Here is a 15,447-nt window from a genome sequence, read left to right as displayed (position 1 = left end):
GTTATTGTGCATCCAGTTCTTCCTCAACAGCTTTTAACTTAATTTTTACTTCCCTTAAAAGCTCCCAGTAGGCCTTCTTTTTCTTCAGAAGCTCTCCATCGTCAGGATTATTCTCCAACTGTTCCTCTATCTTCACCAGGTTATTCAGCAGTTTTTTATGCCTTGCCTGTAATGAAAGGAACAGCTTGTGCAGTTTTTCTTCGTCTTCCTTCTCCCTGGCCTCTTTTACTCTTTTTCGGATATACAGGCTGGTAGCCACCAGGAAGGCCACAATCAAGACACCCAGGAACACCAGCCATAAATGGGGATTCGTATTGCGGAGCGGTGAATTGTACCAGCGGCTCAGATGCTCCGGGCTGTGAAAATCTATTTTTCCTGTAGGCGAAGTTTTGCTGACAATACCTCTACCTGTTGAGGCCTTTCCGCCCATGATAATCTCAAACTCAAGTCCTATGCCGCTGGGCACATTTTGTCCGCCAAATACCCTGAACTCCTTGGACTCCATATTCTGAACACCCAAGTCCTGCAGTTGCTTAGTTGATATACTGAGTTCATCGGCGGGAGCAAGGGCATAAAGAACCTCGTTGGCATAAACAAGCTGGGTGCTCAATACGGCTTTGCCACCGGTTACAGGAAGCTTATAAGTTAACCGTACTTCATTATTCCCCTTGGTCCACTTAAAAGGGGTTACTACTTTATCTCCGTTACGTTCCAGATTGTCAGCTTTAACAGGCTGCGGGGAACTCCCTTTATAAAGCAGGACCTCAACAGCATTATCGGGTACTCTCAGTTCAATATTGCCCTCAGGTGTGTCACCGGTAACATTCCATTGAAGCACCTCATCAACGGAAATATTACCATCCTGCCCTGTCTTAAACAGAAAGTGGTGCAGCTTAACTGCGGGAAGAGGGGCCTGCTGCGCCGCCAGGGCCAGGTTGGGGATAAGCAGCAGTACCATGGTAACAGCAAGAATTATTATATACTTCTTCAACTGTTTCCCCTCCCGGTTTTTAGACGTTTCAATTCCTCTTCAATCTCTTTATCGATGGCTTTTGTTGCTTTTTCACCACCGGCCCTGTTGTTCTCATCCCCATCCAGGGAAACTATATCTTCTTCTTCCTCTTCAAGGTACTCAACAGCCATCAGTTGGTATTTCTTTTTCAGGGCATGGTAATCATCTTCTGACAATTTCCCTGTGGAGTAGTCAAATTCTATTTCATTCAGTGTTGTCAACACTGCTTCCTTATCCATCTCTCCCAGACCGGCCAGTTCATCTTCCCACCACCGGGCCTGTGCAGCTTTAAAGTTGCGGCTGACCAAAGGCCATCCTACCCAGTAAATGATCAGACCCAGGGCGGCTATTTCCACTATCAAAAACAGGCTGTCCATTTATTTTCCTCCTTCCACGGAAAATTACCACCTTTTCCGCAGTTCCTCCTGTAATTTATCTTGGTATAGTTCCAGCTTTTCTTCCTGTAATTCTGAACTTTCCATTTCACTGTCATCTTCCTCAAGCCTGTTTGTAAAAACCCACTTGTCAACTACAGTATAGATCAGGATTCCACCGGCCAGGACAAAGATAAAAGGAGTAACCCAGGCCGTGATATTGAAACCCTTTGCGGGGGGAGCAGCCAAAACCTGCTCCCCGTAGATACTTACAAAATAGGCCAGAATTTCTTCTTTACTCCTGCCTTCGGCCATTTTCTGCTTGATAATTCCCCGCATATATTCAGCGGTGGAGTTTTCACAAGCGCTTACCAGCATACCGCAAGAGTCCTGGCAGACCAGCATGTCCTCCAGTTCCTTTTGCATTTTGGCTGCCTGCAACCCCGTTGGACCCCTGTTTTCAGCGGCAGTGGCAACCATGGTATTAGCGGTCAGGAGGAGTCCGATTATGCCAAGTAAAATCATCAACCTTTTTGCCACGGCTCTCAGCTCCTTTGAATATATTTACCGCCAACGGCACTGCCACGGCCGGGCCATAAGGCAAATATGGTGCCGAACACGGTAACCCAGCCGCCGATCCACATCCATTTAACCAGCGGGTTGATCAGGATTTTAAAGGTACTGGTACCCTGCTGATCCCAATCCGCCAAAATGAGGTAAAGGTCCTCATCATAACCGCTGTGAATGGCTACCTCCGTGGACGGGTTCGGGTGGGTCGGGTAGAATATCCTGGACGGCTCCATAATGCCAAGGTATTTATCACCCTTCCAAACTTCCAACTGGGCATAAACTTCGTCATTTTTACCCACCTTTCGTTCGGCCAGGCGGTCATATTTAATGTTATATTCCTGAACTTTTACCGATTCACCAAGTTTCAGTGACTTTGGCACCTGAACATCATAAGTGTGGGAACCAATGATACCAATCAGGATCAGAATCAGGCCAATGTGAATGATATACCCACCATACCTGCGGCAGTTTCTTATCAATAGTTTGCCCGCAGCCACCGGCATGGCTTCGCCTGTCAGCTTGCGTCTTGCAATTATGCCTTTTACAGTGTCATATATTGTGGCAGCAAGCGCAAAAAATGCTATGCTAAAGGCCAATACAGCCATTGGTTTCATGCCCATTATTATTGAAATCAGGGCAAAGACTGCCGTAGCTCCTACCGGAACCAGAAAATTCTTCATCAGATTGGCCATACTGGCTTTTCTCCAGGCGATTAACGGGCAAATACCCATCAGGAGGAAAAGAGCCAATCCTAAAGGCGCGTTAACCGCATTGAAGAATGGTATGGAAACGGTTATTTTCTTACCCGTTACAGCCTCTGATAAAATCGGAAACACAGTCCCCCAGAAGGTAGCAAAAGTGATACCCAGCAGAACCAGGTTGTTGAAAAGGAAACTGCTTTCCTTGGATATATATGATTCAAACTGTTTTTCTTCTTTCAACATGTGCAGCCGGTCAACCATCAGCCACAGGGAAGCTACCAGCGCACTTACCGTAAAGGCCAGGAAGAACTTGCCCAGGTCAGAGTTTCCAAAGGCGTGGACGCTGGTCAAGATACCGCTGCGAACCAGGAATGTCCCGAACAGGGTCAGAACATAAGTGATAATAATCAGGAGAATGTTCCAGATCTTTAGCATGTTCTTACGTTCCTGGATCATAACTGAATGCAGGAAGGCGCTGCCCGTTAACCAAGGCATAAAGGATGCGTTTTCAACAGGGTCCCATGCCCAGTAACCGCCCCAGCCCAGTTCCACATAAGCCCATTGACCGCCTGATAAGTTACCTATGGTCAGGAACAGCCAGGCAATAACAGTCCATCTCCTGGTTACCTTAATCCATGCATCGTCAGTGGTTTTCAGGATTAATCCGGCCATAGAAAAAGCGAAGGGAATCAAGAATCCTACATAACCAAGATAAGTCGTTACCGGATGTATTACCATCCCCGGATTCTGCAGCATGGGATTAAGCCCCTGCCCCTCCGCCGGAGCAAAGGCCAGCTTTTCAAAGGGGTTGGTAACAAAGGCCATCATGAATAAAAAGAACGCTGCGTTAATCATCATAATTATGGCAACCCATGGGGTCATTTCTTTCAACTTATCGGCCCTTACAACAATAGCGGCATAAATGGCCAGCACCCATACCCAGAGGAGTAAAGAACCCTCATTACCGGCCCACCAAGCCGAAAGTTTATAGAAAAGGGGCAGGTCAGTACTGGTATAGGAATATACATATTTAATCGAGAAATCACTGACCGCCAATGAATATAACAGGGCTAAAGAAGCTATCGTTGTCAGCAGAGCAATCCCGTATACTGCGCCTTTTGCGCTGGTTTTCAAACGCTCATTGTCCGTCTTGATGGCCACCGCATTGGCAATTATGACATATAAAGATAACCCAAAGGCCAACATAAGGGACAAGTAACCTAAATCCGCTATCATGGTCCCTCCCCTTCCTAATTCGTATTTGGTGATAAATGCCGAACAGATCTATTTTTTGATTTTCTCGCCAGGGGCCGCACCAGGGGCAACTTTCTCTTCTTCGTATTTGGAAGGACATTTGACTAACAGCTTATCTGCCTGTAAAACCCCTTTTTCATCAAACCTACCCTCGACGATTACAGGGTATCCTGACTCAAAGTTATCGGGCATAACATCTCGGTATACAACAGGAAGTCTATTCTTTCCATCAGTAAGTTCAAATTTTAAAATAGGCACGGTGGAATCGTATTTTATCGTATCATTATCTACTTTAGATTCAATCTGTATAAAACCGGGATTTTCCCCGCGGGAATTTGCCGCCAGGGCTTGTGCTACAGTCATGTTTTCACCCATTGCACTCTGCATCCCGGCAGATATCAGGAGTCCAACAGCAATTACAGCTATACCGACCACCACTAAGGCTTTCTTGTTTTTCATACACCCATCTCCCCGCTATAATTACTCTTCATATTCTTCTTCGAGGTCAGCCAGCAACTGGAGGTAAGTTTCCTCGGAAATGGCGCCGTCAAGAAGCTGCTGCCTTAGTTTTTTCTTCTCTTCAACAAGCAACGGATTTTTCGCTCCTTTGGTCCGGTTGGTTTTAACTGCCTTTTTGGCCAACCGGTCAATCCTGTCGGCACGCTGCTTATCTTTGTTCTGCATTACGGCATAGGAAATGAAGCCACCCAGTATCAGTACCATAAACCCTGCCGGCACCCATATCTTGGCATCTTTAAAGCTTGAGGTAAACTGTACTCCCGACGCCTGTTGTTCCCCGCCGTTGTTGTTATTATTAACCTGCTTTTCAACTGACGGTTTGGGGTCTGCTTTTTTATATGATACATTAAGAGTAATCTTGTTGTTAGGAGTTTGGTTGCTGTAAACATAATTGTGGTTCACAAATCCGCCACTGTCGGTATTTGTACTGCTCGGCGCCGGGTCTATCTTAAAGTTTTCGGCTTTCAGCGGCTGCTGTACCGATACGGTCAGGCTATCAATTTTGTAACTGGGCTGGTAAGAGAAAGTGAATTTTTTGTCAACAAAACCTTCTATCGGGTTGTAATAGTACTCCAGGAATACCGGGTATTCTTCCCCAGGGGCAATTGACCTGGTAGTTTTCCAAGTCAGTTCAATCCAGTCACCCTTATCTTTTTGCTCATAAGGCTGGCAGCTATGGCCCCCATTGACAATTTCGCAGGCCATACCTATTTCCAGGTCTTTTCCTTTAGGGATGTTCCATTTAACTTCCCCTTTAAAGGGTGAATCGGAGGCATTGACCATAGTACCTTCCAAAATTACCAGCACCCTTGGGTCATCATATTCAGGCCAAACACTTACCTTTAAGTTCTTGAATTCCATTTGTTCGTCCCCTGCCCATACGGCGGCAGGTATGAAACTCAATACCGTTACTAATACCAGGACGCTTGTTACTACCGGCCTAATTAATGTTTTAAAGATCCTTTGCATTTTTCTCCCCCCAAAATTTTGATTAAAAGGATGTTAGTTTGGCCAATACTTACAGCCGATCCCTCTACTACTAATCGTAGTATATTCCGGCAAAATAAATTACTACTTTTAGTAGTACTATGTCGAATTCATTGTACACTATTCCTGTAGGTTTAGCAATACTTTATTTAAAAAATATTAAATGAAAAAATTTTCTTGGATTTTGGGGCTTGTTTAACAAACTTCAATATAATATAATTTACATTAGTACTACGTTTTGTAGTATTATCTTTTTTTAGGAGGGTTATAAATGGGTAAAAAAAAGGGTACCACAAAAAAAGCCCGTTCCAGGCGAAATAATAAGCAAAAATTGATTCCCCTGGTTATTATGGCTATTGGAATTGTCGGACTTGCCGTCTGGATTGTCGCATCGGCAGCCAGGTCCGGTAGTGGCGCCGGTACGGGGCCGGCCGTGGCGGCCAAAGTAACGGACGGTGTCCAGGAAATTTCTATGGATCTCAGCCCTGCCGGTTACAGCCCTAATAATATTACCGTGAAAAAAGGCATTCCAGTAAAGATTAATACTAATGCCACAGCCGATGCCGGTTGTGTAAGGGGTATCATGATTCCTGATTTCAACATTAACGTAGCCCTTGATGTTGGTTCTGACTCCTTTACCTTTACGCCTGACAAGACAGGCACCTTTGAATTTACCTGTCAGATGAAGATGTCCAGGGGAACAATCACGGTTATTTAACAATTCCACCAAAATAATGGGGCTGGGATACTTCCACATGCATAACTGTTGGGCAAATGATAATAAAAGCAAATCATTGATAAACTCCGAAAATGATGATAAATGCCCTTTCTTTTGTAAATTCAGCCGATTTTGATATTTGTCTTTTTAATAACCCGGTTCTATAATTAGCATAGTTACTACTTGTTGTAGTAAAGTTTTAAGTTAACATGAAGCCTGCTTTTTTTGCAGGTGATTTTTTACAATATTGTCTACTATCACGCGTAGTACTATCTGTATTCCTGATAGTTCAGGTCTATTCTGGTAATGTCAAACATTATGTTACAAAATTATCTGGTTTTTATAATATCAGGTATTCCAACTAAATAACCGATATGGAGGTGATGCAATAAGCACCAAAAAGGTTTTCGCCAACAAATTACTAAAAATCAAACTTATTGAGGAGGTCTTTCTTATGAAGAAGAAATTATTAACGGGTATCATAGCGGCAACATTAATGGTTGCTTTCGCCATTCCGGCTTTCGCAGCCATTTCCGACAGCCAGAAGAAAGAAATCAACAACCTGCTTGAACAAATTGCTTCTTTGCGTAAGCAAGTCGTCGAAAAGTATGTTGAAGCCGGTAAATTGACTAAGGAACAGGGCGAACAAATTAAAAAGAATATTGACCAAGCTACCAAATACCAGAAAGAGAACGACTTATTAGGACCCGGTTTCGGATGCGGCGGCCCGGGCATGATGGGCGGCTATAATATGATGGGCGGCTATAACATGATGGGTGGCTATAACGCCAATACCATTTAACTTTAGTTGGGTTGTACTTACAAAATAAATTATCCCCCACAAAAAAATAATACTTTATCTCTGTGAAGAGAGCCGCAAAGGCTCTCTTTTTTTATCGAAAAAAATGAAAGAAAACAGGTGGTATACTTTCTTGGAAAATATACCACCTTAGCCCTTGATTATTTCTTCAGGTCCTCAATCATCTGCCGGTATTGTTCTCTTGTAATTTCACCCTTTGCGTAACGCTGGCGGAGAATCTCTTCGGCGCTGTCAGTATGTCCGGGGTATCCGTGCTCCCGCGGCCCATGACATGCTCCCAATCCTGCTCCCCGCAAGAACCTGGCAGCGACATAAAGTATTATTACCCAAAATACTATCTGTAAAATCATACCTATTCCCATCATCCACCAATCCCCTCCGACAAACGGACCGTAGAACCAGCGTCCCATCATAGTCTCGTCATCTCCTTAACAGTTTTGTTTCTTTTAATTTAACTCTTATTTTTGACCAAAACGAGGCAAAATTATGAACAATATGTGAAATTTATTAAAAACACTCCCCTATTTCCAAGGTCCCATAGCAGTAGTATAATAATTTTATAATTGTTATTGAGGAAGGAGAAGGCTCATTGATCTATAGAAAAGCAAAGATAACCGATGTGGAAGACATCCATGCCCTACTGGCCCATTATGCCGGTGAAGGGTTAATGCTCGCCCGCCCCAGGTCAAAATTGTACGAAAGTATCCGGGAATTTTCAGTAGCTGAGAAAGATGGGAAAATTGTCGGCGCCGGCTCCCTGCACATCATCTGGGAAGACCTGGCTGAAGTCCGGGCACTGGCGGTAGCGCCGGAATACAGAGAAAAAGGCATAGGCAGGACCCTGGTCAACATTTTTTTGGAGGAAGCACGTAACCTTGGCATCCCTAAAGTTTTTACCCTCACTTACCAACGGGGTTTTTTTGAAAAATGTGGTTTTCGGCTTATTTCCAAGGACGTTTTGCCCCACAAAGTATGGAAAGAGTGTATTGATTGTCCCAAGTTTCCCAACTGCGACGAAAATGCCTTGGTCATAGATTTATGAAATTCAGTTAGTCATACAAAAACGATGGAACTTTATTCCACCGCTTTTCCATTTACCTTCGCGCTAAAAAAAAGGACTTATGTGATTTAAGAGAGACTGACGGGACGAACAAAAGCATTGTCAACCAAATCAGGGTCAAAAAATATCGGTGCATTTGGTGAGTTATTCAGGCTTATGTCTCCCGCACTAAATGCTCCGGCTACCTTGTTTTTGGTTTCGCTCTGCGGGGTCGTTAACAGGGTATCACCAATGTTTATCATAGCTGTTCCAGCACTGCTGTTGACTTTGTAACCGCCAAGGTTGATAATTACCCCAACTCCAGGCAAAATTCTCACCTCTTTATAAATATTTCCTGGTCCCGTTGTATCGGAAGAAATTAAGAAACGCTTACCGGCCTTACAGTGGAACTGTCAATTACATCCGGGTCACTGAAAACAGGCGTGCTGGGGGCATTATTCAAAGTACCGTCGCCGGCGCTGAAAGGACCCGCCACCAGGTTTTTCGTTACGCTTTGTGGCGTGGTGATCAAATTATCACCGATATTGACTGAAGCCGTGCCGGTCATGCTGTTTATTTTAAAAGCCCCGATATTAATAACAACCCCAAAACCGGGCAAGACTATCCACTCCTTTCTCCGGCCATATCTTATTGTATGCTATAACTAACTATTTTGACAGGATGTTCTTTTCAGTTATCTTTCGTTCAAAGGGCAAAAAAGAAAGAGCCTTACGGCTCCACGATTTAAAGAGATAATACTAAATGAGAATTTTAGTTTTAAGAATACAGCCTATTTTATAAATTTGGAAATGACATCCACGAGCTCCTCTATACGCTCGTCGCCCTCACCTTTTCTGATGGCTGCCGAAACACAGCCCCTGGTATGGGATTCAATTATTGACAAGCCAATTTTATTAATTCTGGCCTTTACTGCCGCCAATTGTATAAGCAGGTCAACACAATAACGGTCTTCTTCGACCATTTTGGCTATACCACGAATTTGACCCTCCACAGTTTTTAAGCCGTTGAGTAGGTTTTTCTTAAATTTTTCCGGCCTATCCAAAGATACCTGACGCTCCTTTACAACCCACCGGGGGGATTTTTTTTTATTGTACAACCTGGGGTTTAAGCTTGTCAAATGCTTATATTTTTCAATTTTATTTGTTAATTTTTTCCGGATGTGGTATAATATTTTTAAGGAAAATGCTTTTACTTTGAGGTATCACCATGTTGCCGAAAGAGCTGCATAAATTTTTCTGGGAACATAACCCGGCTGAACTTGAAGAAAAAACTTATTGGTATTTTACGATTGAACGGCTCCTGGAACATGGCAATGACCAGGCGATTAGGTGGGTATTTAAGCATTATCCCCAGGAAAAAATTATTGAAGTTATTAAATCCAGCCGGTCGATTTCCAGGAAAACGGCAAATTTTTGGAAGAATTTCTTCCACCTAAGGGAGGAGGAAATTTTTTGTTTGACGAAGTCATCTCACCAGCCAGGCATAAACTTTCGTGGATGAAACCGGAAAACTGGTCAGGGATGAGATTTTGGGGGTATAGTGTTGAAGAATATAAATGCAGAATCATTGGGATGATTTACTGAATTCGTTAGACAGATTGCCAGATTTGTGGAGGAATATGAGAAAAAATAGTGTAGAGAATTAACACCTGCCGTGGGCAGGTGTTTTTTAGTATTTAAGAAATTTTTTATAGATTTTAATAAACTTGAAAGCAGGTGAAAAGCCAATGATCCGGCAATATACTTTCAATGCTGCCGTATGTAGGAACATAATCCTGTTGCTCCCTTTTCCCGGATAACGGCAACTATCTTCTGCAGGGCAGCCTCCAAATCTTCCCGGTAGGGAAATCCCTTCTGCTCCAGCAGTACCCGGGCAGCGACGAAGAGCGCCATGGCCTCGGCCCCGGAAAAGGTGAGGGGTTTCACATAATAGGCGCCTCTGGAGGCAAAGGCATTAATATTAAATGCCATTCTATTTATTAGTAGTTTCATTACCATATTAACCAAATCCTGCCGCGAAAAACATCGTGTTTTGTCGATTGAAACAAAAAAAATACACCGACCTTCTAACGCCGGTGTATTACGCCAAATCAATTCATCTTCACCTAACCTCGCTTCACAAAATGCGTACTATACCACTTCTCCACGTTCGCATTCCGAAACTTGCTAAAGACTAACCTTTTCTTTGGCCCTTTCCCCCATGCCACGTACGCCGTCTGGGACGGTTTTAGCGCGTTCTGCACACCAAAACTCCTCAACTCTTTCATAACAAACGCACACCTGCCCAGGTTTCCCCGAAGTACCTTTTCCAAATAGGGTACCTGTTGCCTTCTCCATCGCTCGTAATCCTCAATCGTAAGCATTCCGATTCTCATAAACAAATCCACCGGAGCAATATAGCCCTTTTCAGAAAGCAACCCTGCACAAGCGTGGCGTACCCGTTTACTAAGTTCGTTTCTGTTCATTCTTCTTTCCTCTGTAAAACCTTTATTGTATCGTCAACCCAAAGTTCAAGCCTTCTAATAAACGCCCTTGGAAAATACTCCCTTGTTACAGAACCTGCAACAGTATCCGCAACCTGGATGCCCTTTTTCCGATGCAGCACAATATATTTTGAGCCTTAACTCCCCATACTCTTTAGTCATACTATCTTAATAAAAACAATGGTGGGAAACCGAATGTATAAATATACATATCCAGTTTCCCATAAACAAAACCGAGTAAATCGATAAGCCGAGTTCTGTCGTGGATGATCATCTATCTGGGACGACAGTTACCTGCCGCCTCTAGCGACCTTACCCGGGAACGGAACGGGCCGCTCCATTGTTCCCCTATTTGGTCTTGCTCCAGGTGGGGTTTACCTAGCCGGTTAGTCGCCTAACCGCTGGTGAGCTCTTACCTCACCGTTCCACCCTTACCCCATACTAGAGGTTAGAGGTTCAACTTCTAACCTCCAACCTCCAGTAGGAGGCGGTTTGTTTCTGTGGCACTTTCCTTGGGGTCGCCCCCACTGGGTATTACCCAGCACCCTGCCCTGTGGAGCTCGGACTTTCCTCAGGTATAAACATAAATTTATACCCGCGATCATCTGATTTACTCAGTTTATTTTATGATTTGTTCTCCTGCTGTGTTTCAGGAGTTTTATACTAACATTTTTTTATCGTCATGTCAAATGCCAAATTTCTCTAATTATTTACCCAAATAACGTGGTTTGGACCTGGGCTCCAGAATTGGCATTGTTATTATCTTCTTTTTTAGGCAACAAATCGAAGCGCATGGGATAATAAGACACTATCTCCCGAGAATCAGCCAGCGCTTCAACTTGGTGTTCAACCTGACCTGTGATGGCCAGTCCCGTTCCTTTGGTCAATATGATATCCCGACCGGCAATAGCATATTTAAGCTTGCCTTTTACCAGGTAACTGGTTTGTTCATGAAGGTGCTTATGAAGAGGTAAAATTAAGCCTTTAGGATAATTAAACTCTACCAACATCAGTTTGGGAGTAAAGGCAATTACTTTCCAGGTAAGGGGGCTTTCCCGGTCAGGTTCAACGGAAACAGTGTGAATGTTTTCTTCAAGGTTAGCGGCTGCTTTAGCCAATTCGTAGGCCTGTTTATTAGTTTCCCGATCTATTAAATAAAGGTTGACCAGAGGATTTTCTTCCAAAAGGCTGCAGGCCCGTTCATGTAGCATTTTGAGCTTTTTATCCCTTACATCAAAAACACCCTTTAACTGTTTAAACATGAGCTCGTTATCGGTGTATATATCAACGGAACCGAAATTCCAATTTACCGCTCTTTCCAGCGCTTTATTCAGCGCCAGGTAACCTGCTTCATTAAGGGAAGTCTGGCCCACATATTCGCCTTTTTCCATTAAAGTAGTGGTTTTATCCGTACACGCTACCATCCCAATACCGGCAGTATTTGTTTTTCTACTGACAGTTCCGCAGAGGTATATAGTTAAATCCGCCATGTTACTTACCACCTCTTGGCTAAATAAATGAATTTTTCACCTTATTATATGTACCGTGGAAATAAATTGCCAAGGGGTGGCCATGCTTTTGATAATTTTAAAACCTAAAGAGTAAATAAAATCCGTCCGCAATTCTCACAAAAGATATCCTCAGAATTCTCTTGGTTTTTAAGTCTTTTAACTGTTTCGATGGACAAGACCATGTTGCACCCGGTACAAGTATCATGTTGAATTAAAGCCACAAGTTTTTTATCAGGAAACTTTTCCCGCATCTCGGTAAACCACCGCAATATTTCGGGCCCAATACTTTCCTTTAGTTTTTCGATATCATCGCTTATCCGGCTAACTTCCGCCTCCCGGCTATCCTTTTCCCGCTGAAAAGCAGTGCACAAGATTTTAAATTCCTTAATTCCCGCTTCAATCTCCTGTTTAACGCTGCTCAATTCATTCTCAATGCCTTCCATTTTTTCCAGATTGTCTATAATTTCATCCTCTAAAGCTGCTATTTGTTTTTCTATTTGTTCAACTTTATGCTGAGCCTGTTTCAGTTCTTTTGGGGAGGACACTTTATCGCTGTATAGCAGAAAGTTGGTTGCTGCCAGTTTTTCCTTCAAAGACTCTACCTCGTGTTCCCTAGCCCGATTTTTCTTTTTTATTTGTTCAAATTTATTCTTTTTTTGTTCATATATCTGTTTAAATTCTTCCAATTCGGTTTTTAACTGCTTCAGTTTTGCTGTGCCGGACTTTAGCGGTCTTCCCAATTCATTTAATTGGCTCTCCAGGTTTTGTAAATCCCATAACAACTTAAGGTATTCTTTCATGGTAAACCCCCCGCAAAAAATAATATAAAGGACAGAAGTCCAGCTCCTGCCCTCATAAAAACGTAAAAGGGTCTGTGTTAACTTGAGATACATAAATTTCCACACCGTCTTTTACCAGGCGCTCTTTTAAAAATGCCGCCAGTTGGTCCAATATGACAATCTCCGTCCCGTTATGACCGGCGTCTATTAAATGCAGGTCCATTTCTTTTGCTTCTAAGGCTTCATGGTATTTCACGTCGCCCGTTACCAATACATCGGCGCCGGCAAAAAAAGCCTTATGCAAAAGGCTGGCTCCACTCCCACCGCAAACCGCCACTTTTTTAACTGTTTTTGCCAAATCGCCTACAACCTTAACAGTCTGCACATTAAGCGTTTTCTTAACCCTGTCGGCAAACCTGCCCAAAGTGGTCTCCTCGTTTAGAACTCCCATTCTGCCCAGGCCAAAAACCTTGCCCCTGTTGAAAAGAGGATACACATCATAAGCAACTTCTTCGTATGGATGGGCTTTTAACATTGCTTTCAAAACGCTGTTTAAATTCTGCTTGGGTAGAATCGTCTCCAAACGCTTTTCCTCTACCTTTTCAAGCTGTCCTACCGCTCCAATGAATGGGTCGGACCCTGCCAAAGGTTTAAAAGTACCTATCCCGTCAACCTGAAAAGTACAATCCGAGTAATTGCCAATCCACCCTGCTCCGGCTTTGGTAACGGCTTCCCTGACGGCATCCTCATGCCCTGCGGGAATAAAAACAACAAGTTTAACAAGCTCTTCCTCCTTGTCCGGGCTTAGGATTTCTATATTTTGTAAACCAAGTTTTTCCGCCAGAACCGCATTTACCCCTTCCACAGCGCTGTCCAGATTGGTATGGGCTGAATAAACAACTAATCCGTTCAAAACAATCTTTTCAATCAATGCACCAAAGGAAGTGTCAAAACGCAAATTCCTTAAAGGCTTAAAAATGAGCGGGTGATGCGAAACAATCATTTCCGCCCCCATACTTAAAGCTTCGTTGACAACATCAGCCGTAACATCCAGAGTCACTAATACTTTGGAAACCTCCCTTGTGGTCGTCCCAACCTGCACACCCACATTATCCCATTCTTCGGCCAGGTGTTTAGGAGCAAACTGTTCTATGTAATTTATAACGGTTTGGCATTTAACAGACATTCTAACACCTCTTCCAGCCTTTTTATCTCTGCCGACATTTTCTCTGATTGCTCCCGGGCCTGAATAGAACCCTGCCGTTTAATCTGAGCCATGATGCGCTTACGGTGCTCCAATTCCTTTTCCAGTTTCTCTTTCAGCAGCGGGTGTTTCCTGGCCAAGAGCACAGGGCCATACAAAATTTCCTCTTCCTTCAGCCGAAACCCGGCGCCTCTCCTGGCCATAATAACGGTATATATTTTATCATCTTCCTGTACCAGTTCTTCGTCGTCAATTACCCACCCATTGGTCATTAGCCACTTTCGCAGGATATCTTCATCAGTCATGGGCTGTAAAACCAGCTTTTTGAGTCCTTGCACAATCAATGGTTGGCCATTTAAAATATCCACAATGGTAGCCCCTCCCATGCCGGCTATAATTGCAGTATTTACTTCGCCCGGTTTTAAAACTGATAAGCCGTCACCCAACCGCACATCTATTTTTGTACTCAGTCCCATCTTTTGTACGTTTTTTAAAGCTGTTTCATAGGGACCTTTGTTCAGATCAGCAGCAACGATATAGTTATTGCCCCTGTTGGCAAGAAATATGGGTAAATAACCGTGGTCTGTTCCAATATCAGCTAATCTGTCGCCGATATCGATAAATGAAGCCAGCGCCAATAATCTTTTTGATAAATTCATAGTCACACCTTAAGCTAAAAGATAACTCTGTTTTATTATTTCAACATCTTTGGTTTAAATACCTTTAAACAACCCAACCCATACTTAATTTACCAAATAAAAATTAAACTTTTGGCGAATTAATATATTTTCCACGGAGATAATAATTAATGAAAAGGGTTCATAACAGCCGAGCGAAGATCATTGCAGGCTCTTTAAAGGGTCTGTAATGGTCGGGCAAAGGTTATTACAGGGTCGCCGGTTACCTTTTGGCTCTGTAATAGCCGGAGCGCAGATTGTTATGGGTTCCGCATGGGTTTGCAGCAGCCCGAACGGTTGCTGTAGGCTCAGTAGGGATTCATAACAGTCGGGCCACGATCATCATGGGTTCTGGAAGGTTTTCCCCGGAGTCCGCCCTTTAGAATTATTCTAAAGGTTCCCCTCCGGATGTACAACCTATAGGGTCTGTAGCAGCCGAGAGGTTGCTGCAGGCTCGGTAAGGGTTCATGATGGTCAGACAAAGGTTGTTGTATGTTCCGTAAGGGTTCGTAGCAGTCGAAAGATTGCTGCGGGCTCTGTAGGGATATACAGCAGCCGGCGGTAGGTTGTTATGGGCTCTTTTTTATGTGACTTCCGCCTCGGCCTTATGGTGGGCAAAGGGTCCTTACAAGCAGGGGGTCGGCTAAAACAAAAGCTGTTGGATCTATCCAACAGCTTTAATCCTCCTCTGGTGGGCGATGACAGGATCGAACTGCCGACCCCCTGCTTGTAAGGCAGGTGCTCTCCCAGCTGAGCTAATCGCCCTAACTATCTATATA

The 15,447-nt window shown here is 43.6% G+C and carries 21 protein-coding genes, 1 tRNA gene and 1 other RNA gene; 5 read left to right on the top strand and 18 right to left on the bottom strand.

Going from position 1 to position 15,447, the window contains the following annotated elements; all coding sequences use genetic code 11:
- Nucleotide 1: 1 nt before the first annotated feature.
- Genes ACSNJE_RS05770 through ACSNJE_RS05745 form a run of 6 tightly spaced genes read right to left on the bottom strand, consistent with a single transcriptional unit; the run spans nucleotide 2 to nucleotide 5,399 of the window.
- Nucleotides 2-991, bottom strand: a complete 990-nt coding sequence (locus ACSNJE_RS05770) for a hypothetical protein (RefSeq protein ID WP_495252191.1) — start codon at nucleotides 989-991, stop codon at nucleotides 2-4.
- Nucleotides 988-1,389, bottom strand: coding sequence for a hypothetical protein (locus tag ACSNJE_RS05765; protein ID WP_495252190.1), 402 nt, complete (start codon nucleotides 1,387-1,389; stop codon nucleotides 988-990). The genes ACSNJE_RS05770 and ACSNJE_RS05765 overlap by 4 nt, the downstream gene beginning before the upstream one ends.
- Nucleotides 1,390-1,413: 24 nt before the next feature.
- Nucleotides 1,414-1,926 (bottom strand): cytochrome c-type biogenesis protein, encoded by a 513-nt coding sequence (locus ACSNJE_RS05760; protein ID WP_052216957.1) that lies wholly within the window; start codon nucleotides 1,924-1,926, stop codon nucleotides 1,414-1,416.
- A 5-nt stretch (nucleotides 1,927-1,931) separates the two neighbouring features.
- Entirely contained in the window at nucleotides 1,932-3,893 is a 1,962-nt protein-coding gene (locus ACSNJE_RS05755) for a heme lyase CcmF/NrfE family subunit (RefSeq protein WP_495252189.1), read from the bottom strand.
- A gap of 48 nt (nucleotides 3,894-3,941) precedes the next feature.
- Nucleotides 3,942-4,370 (bottom strand): cytochrome c maturation protein CcmE, encoded by a 429-nt coding sequence (locus ACSNJE_RS05750; RefSeq protein WP_461569056.1) that lies wholly within the window; start codon nucleotides 4,368-4,370, stop codon nucleotides 3,942-3,944.
- A gap of 21 nt (nucleotides 4,371-4,391) precedes the next feature.
- Nucleotides 4,392-5,399 carry a hypothetical protein gene (locus tag ACSNJE_RS05745; RefSeq protein WP_495252188.1) on the bottom strand — a complete coding sequence of 336 codons (1,008 nt, stop codon included), beginning with the start codon at nucleotides 5,397-5,399 and terminating at the stop codon, nucleotides 4,392-4,394.
- Between the two features lie 289 nt (nucleotides 5,400-5,688).
- On the opposite strand from ACSNJE_RS05745, the gene ACSNJE_RS05740 reads away from it, so the two are divergent.
- Nucleotides 5,689-6,135 carry a cupredoxin domain-containing protein gene (locus tag ACSNJE_RS05740; RefSeq protein ID WP_013121128.1) on the top strand — a complete coding sequence of 149 codons (447 nt, stop codon included), beginning with the start codon at nucleotides 5,689-5,691 and terminating at the stop codon, nucleotides 6,133-6,135.
- A 454-nt stretch (nucleotides 6,136-6,589) separates the two neighbouring features.
- Nucleotides 6,590-6,937 (top strand): YckD family protein, encoded by a 348-nt coding sequence (locus ACSNJE_RS05735; protein ID WP_013121129.1) that lies wholly within the window; start codon nucleotides 6,590-6,592, stop codon nucleotides 6,935-6,937.
- A 158-nt stretch (nucleotides 6,938-7,095) separates the two neighbouring features.
- Here the strand turns inward: ACSNJE_RS05735 and ACSNJE_RS05730 are convergent, their stop codons facing one another.
- A complete protein-coding gene (locus ACSNJE_RS05730) occupies nucleotides 7,096-7,368 on the bottom strand; it encodes an SHOCT domain-containing protein (RefSeq protein ID WP_495252187.1) in 273 nt (90 codons plus the stop codon).
- Between the two features lie 176 nt (nucleotides 7,369-7,544).
- Between ACSNJE_RS05730 and ACSNJE_RS05725 the strand changes: the two genes are divergently transcribed.
- Nucleotides 7,545-7,997: an N-acetyltransferase gene (locus tag ACSNJE_RS05725; protein WP_013121131.1), complete on the top strand. Its 453-nt coding sequence runs from the start codon at nucleotides 7,545-7,547 to the stop codon at nucleotides 7,995-7,997.
- An 86-nt stretch (nucleotides 7,998-8,083) separates the two neighbouring features.
- Here ACSNJE_RS05725 and ACSNJE_RS05720 read toward each other — a convergent pair whose 3' ends face one another.
- From ACSNJE_RS05720 to ACSNJE_RS05710, 3 genes are all read right to left on the bottom strand, one after another.
- Nucleotides 8,084-8,332, bottom strand: a complete 249-nt coding sequence (locus ACSNJE_RS05720) for a spore germination protein (protein WP_474661482.1) — start codon at nucleotides 8,330-8,332, stop codon at nucleotides 8,084-8,086.
- Between the two features lie 41 nt (nucleotides 8,333-8,373).
- Nucleotides 8,374-8,613, bottom strand: a complete 240-nt coding sequence (locus tag ACSNJE_RS05715) for a spore germination protein (RefSeq protein WP_013121133.1) — start codon at nucleotides 8,611-8,613, stop codon at nucleotides 8,374-8,376.
- Between the two features lie 171 nt (nucleotides 8,614-8,784).
- A complete protein-coding gene (locus ACSNJE_RS05710) occupies nucleotides 8,785-9,057 on the bottom strand; it encodes a metal-sensitive transcriptional regulator (RefSeq protein WP_041587792.1) in 273 nt (90 codons plus the stop codon).
- A 164-nt stretch (nucleotides 9,058-9,221) separates the two neighbouring features.
- Here ACSNJE_RS05710 and ACSNJE_RS05705 point away from each other — a divergent pair, with 164 nt between their 5' ends.
- Both ACSNJE_RS05705 and ACSNJE_RS05700 read left to right on the top strand, forming a co-directional pair.
- Nucleotides 9,222-9,515, top strand: a complete 294-nt coding sequence (locus tag ACSNJE_RS05705) for a DUF6922 domain-containing protein (RefSeq protein WP_495252186.1) — start codon at nucleotides 9,222-9,224, stop codon at nucleotides 9,513-9,515.
- Nucleotides 9,467-9,598, top strand: coding sequence for a hypothetical protein (locus ACSNJE_RS05700; RefSeq protein WP_495252215.1), 132 nt, complete (start codon nucleotides 9,467-9,469; stop codon nucleotides 9,596-9,598). Before ACSNJE_RS05705 ends, ACSNJE_RS05700 begins: the two co-directional genes overlap by 49 nt.
- Nucleotides 9,599-9,760: 162 nt before the next feature.
- Here the strand turns inward: ACSNJE_RS05700 and ACSNJE_RS05695 are convergent, their stop codons facing one another.
- The 8 genes from ACSNJE_RS05695 to ACSNJE_RS05660 form a co-directional block, all read right to left on the bottom strand.
- Nucleotides 9,761-10,012: a hypothetical protein gene (locus ACSNJE_RS05695; protein ID WP_495252185.1), complete on the bottom strand. Its 252-nt coding sequence runs from the start codon at nucleotides 10,010-10,012 to the stop codon at nucleotides 9,761-9,763.
- 107 nt (nucleotides 10,013-10,119) lie between these two features.
- Entirely contained in the window at nucleotides 10,120-10,479 is a 360-nt protein-coding gene (locus ACSNJE_RS05690; protein ID WP_013121137.1) for a hypothetical protein, read from the bottom strand.
- A gap of 248 nt (nucleotides 10,480-10,727) precedes the next feature.
- Nucleotides 10,728-11,114, bottom strand: an RNA gene (gene rnpB / locus ACSNJE_RS05685) — RNase P RNA component class A.
- A 93-nt stretch (nucleotides 11,115-11,207) separates the two neighbouring features.
- Nucleotides 11,208-11,987: a reverse transcriptase-like protein gene (locus tag ACSNJE_RS05680; RefSeq protein ID WP_013121138.1), complete on the bottom strand. Its 780-nt coding sequence runs from the start codon at nucleotides 11,985-11,987 to the stop codon at nucleotides 11,208-11,210.
- Nucleotides 11,988-12,091: 104 nt separating this feature from the next.
- Nucleotides 12,092-12,808 carry a zinc ribbon domain-containing protein gene (locus ACSNJE_RS05675; protein ID WP_495252184.1) on the bottom strand — a complete coding sequence of 239 codons (717 nt, stop codon included), beginning with the start codon at nucleotides 12,806-12,808 and terminating at the stop codon, nucleotides 12,092-12,094.
- A 52-nt stretch (nucleotides 12,809-12,860) separates the two neighbouring features.
- Nucleotides 12,861-13,973 (bottom strand): Nif3-like dinuclear metal center hexameric protein, encoded by a 1,113-nt coding sequence (locus ACSNJE_RS05670; RefSeq protein ID WP_495252183.1) that lies wholly within the window; start codon nucleotides 13,971-13,973, stop codon nucleotides 12,861-12,863.
- Nucleotides 13,946-14,650 (bottom strand): tRNA (adenine(22)-N(1))-methyltransferase, encoded by a 705-nt coding sequence (locus ACSNJE_RS05665; protein ID WP_495252182.1) that lies wholly within the window; start codon nucleotides 14,648-14,650, stop codon nucleotides 13,946-13,948. Before ACSNJE_RS05665 ends, ACSNJE_RS05670 begins: the two co-directional genes overlap by 28 nt.
- Nucleotides 14,651-15,357: 707 nt before the next feature.
- Nucleotides 15,358-15,433 (bottom strand) — tRNA-Val (locus ACSNJE_RS05660).
- Nucleotides 15,434-15,447 lie beyond the last annotated feature (14 nt).

This window comes from Thermincola sp. GK-1 (genome assembly GCF_059412445.1).
Note: the sequence above shows the minus strand (reverse complement) of the source record. Positions and strands in the feature narration are given on the sequence as shown.

What these genes read in the sequence shown, in the direction of transcription:
- ACSNJE_RS05750 (WP_461569056.1), bottom strand. Translation starts at nt 4,370, where the DNA reads ATGAAAAACAAGAAAGCCTTAGTGGTGGTCGGTATAGCTGTAATTGCT.
- ACSNJE_RS05755 (WP_495252189.1), bottom strand. Translation starts at nt 3,893, where the DNA reads ATGATAGCGGATTTAGGTTACTTGTCCCTTATGTTGGCCTTTGGGTTA.
- ACSNJE_RS05765 (WP_495252190.1), bottom strand. Translation starts at nt 1,389, where the DNA reads ATGGACAGCCTGTTTTTGATAGTGGAAATAGCCGCCCTGGGTCTGATC.
- ACSNJE_RS05740 (WP_013121128.1), top strand. Translation starts at nt 5,689, where the DNA reads ATGGGTAAAAAAAAGGGTACCACAAAAAAAGCCCGTTCCAGGCGAAAT.
- ACSNJE_RS05665 (WP_495252182.1), bottom strand. Translation starts at nt 14,650, where the DNA reads ATGAATTTATCAAAAAGATTATTGGCGCTGGCTTCATTTATCGATATC.
- ACSNJE_RS05730 (WP_495252187.1), bottom strand. Translation starts at nt 7,368, where the DNA reads ATGATGGGACGCTGGTTCTACGGTCCGTTTGTCGGAGGGGATTGGTGG.
- ACSNJE_RS05670 (WP_495252183.1), bottom strand. Translation starts at nt 13,973, where the DNA reads ATGTCTGTTAAATGCCAAACCGTTATAAATTACATAGAACAGTTTGCT.
- ACSNJE_RS05675 (WP_495252184.1), bottom strand. Translation starts at nt 12,808, where the DNA reads ATGAAAGAATACCTTAAGTTGTTATGGGATTTACAAAACCTGGAGAGC.
- ACSNJE_RS05690 (WP_013121137.1), bottom strand. Translation starts at nt 10,479, where the DNA reads ATGAACAGAAACGAACTTAGTAAACGGGTACGCCACGCTTGTGCAGGG.
- ACSNJE_RS05705 (WP_495252186.1), top strand. Translation starts at nt 9,222, where the DNA reads ATGTTGCCGAAAGAGCTGCATAAATTTTTCTGGGAACATAACCCGGCT.
- ACSNJE_RS05695 (WP_495252185.1), bottom strand. Translation starts at nt 10,012, where the DNA reads ATGGTAATGAAACTACTAATAAATAGAATGGCATTTAATATTAATGCC.
- ACSNJE_RS05745 (WP_495252188.1), bottom strand. Translation starts at nt 5,399, where the DNA reads ATGCAAAGGATCTTTAAAACATTAATTAGGCCGGTAGTAACAAGCGTC.
- ACSNJE_RS05680 (WP_013121138.1), bottom strand. Translation starts at nt 11,987, where the DNA reads ATGGCGGATTTAACTATATACCTCTGCGGAACTGTCAGTAGAAAAACA.
- ACSNJE_RS05735 (WP_013121129.1), top strand. Translation starts at nt 6,590, where the DNA reads ATGAAGAAGAAATTATTAACGGGTATCATAGCGGCAACATTAATGGTT.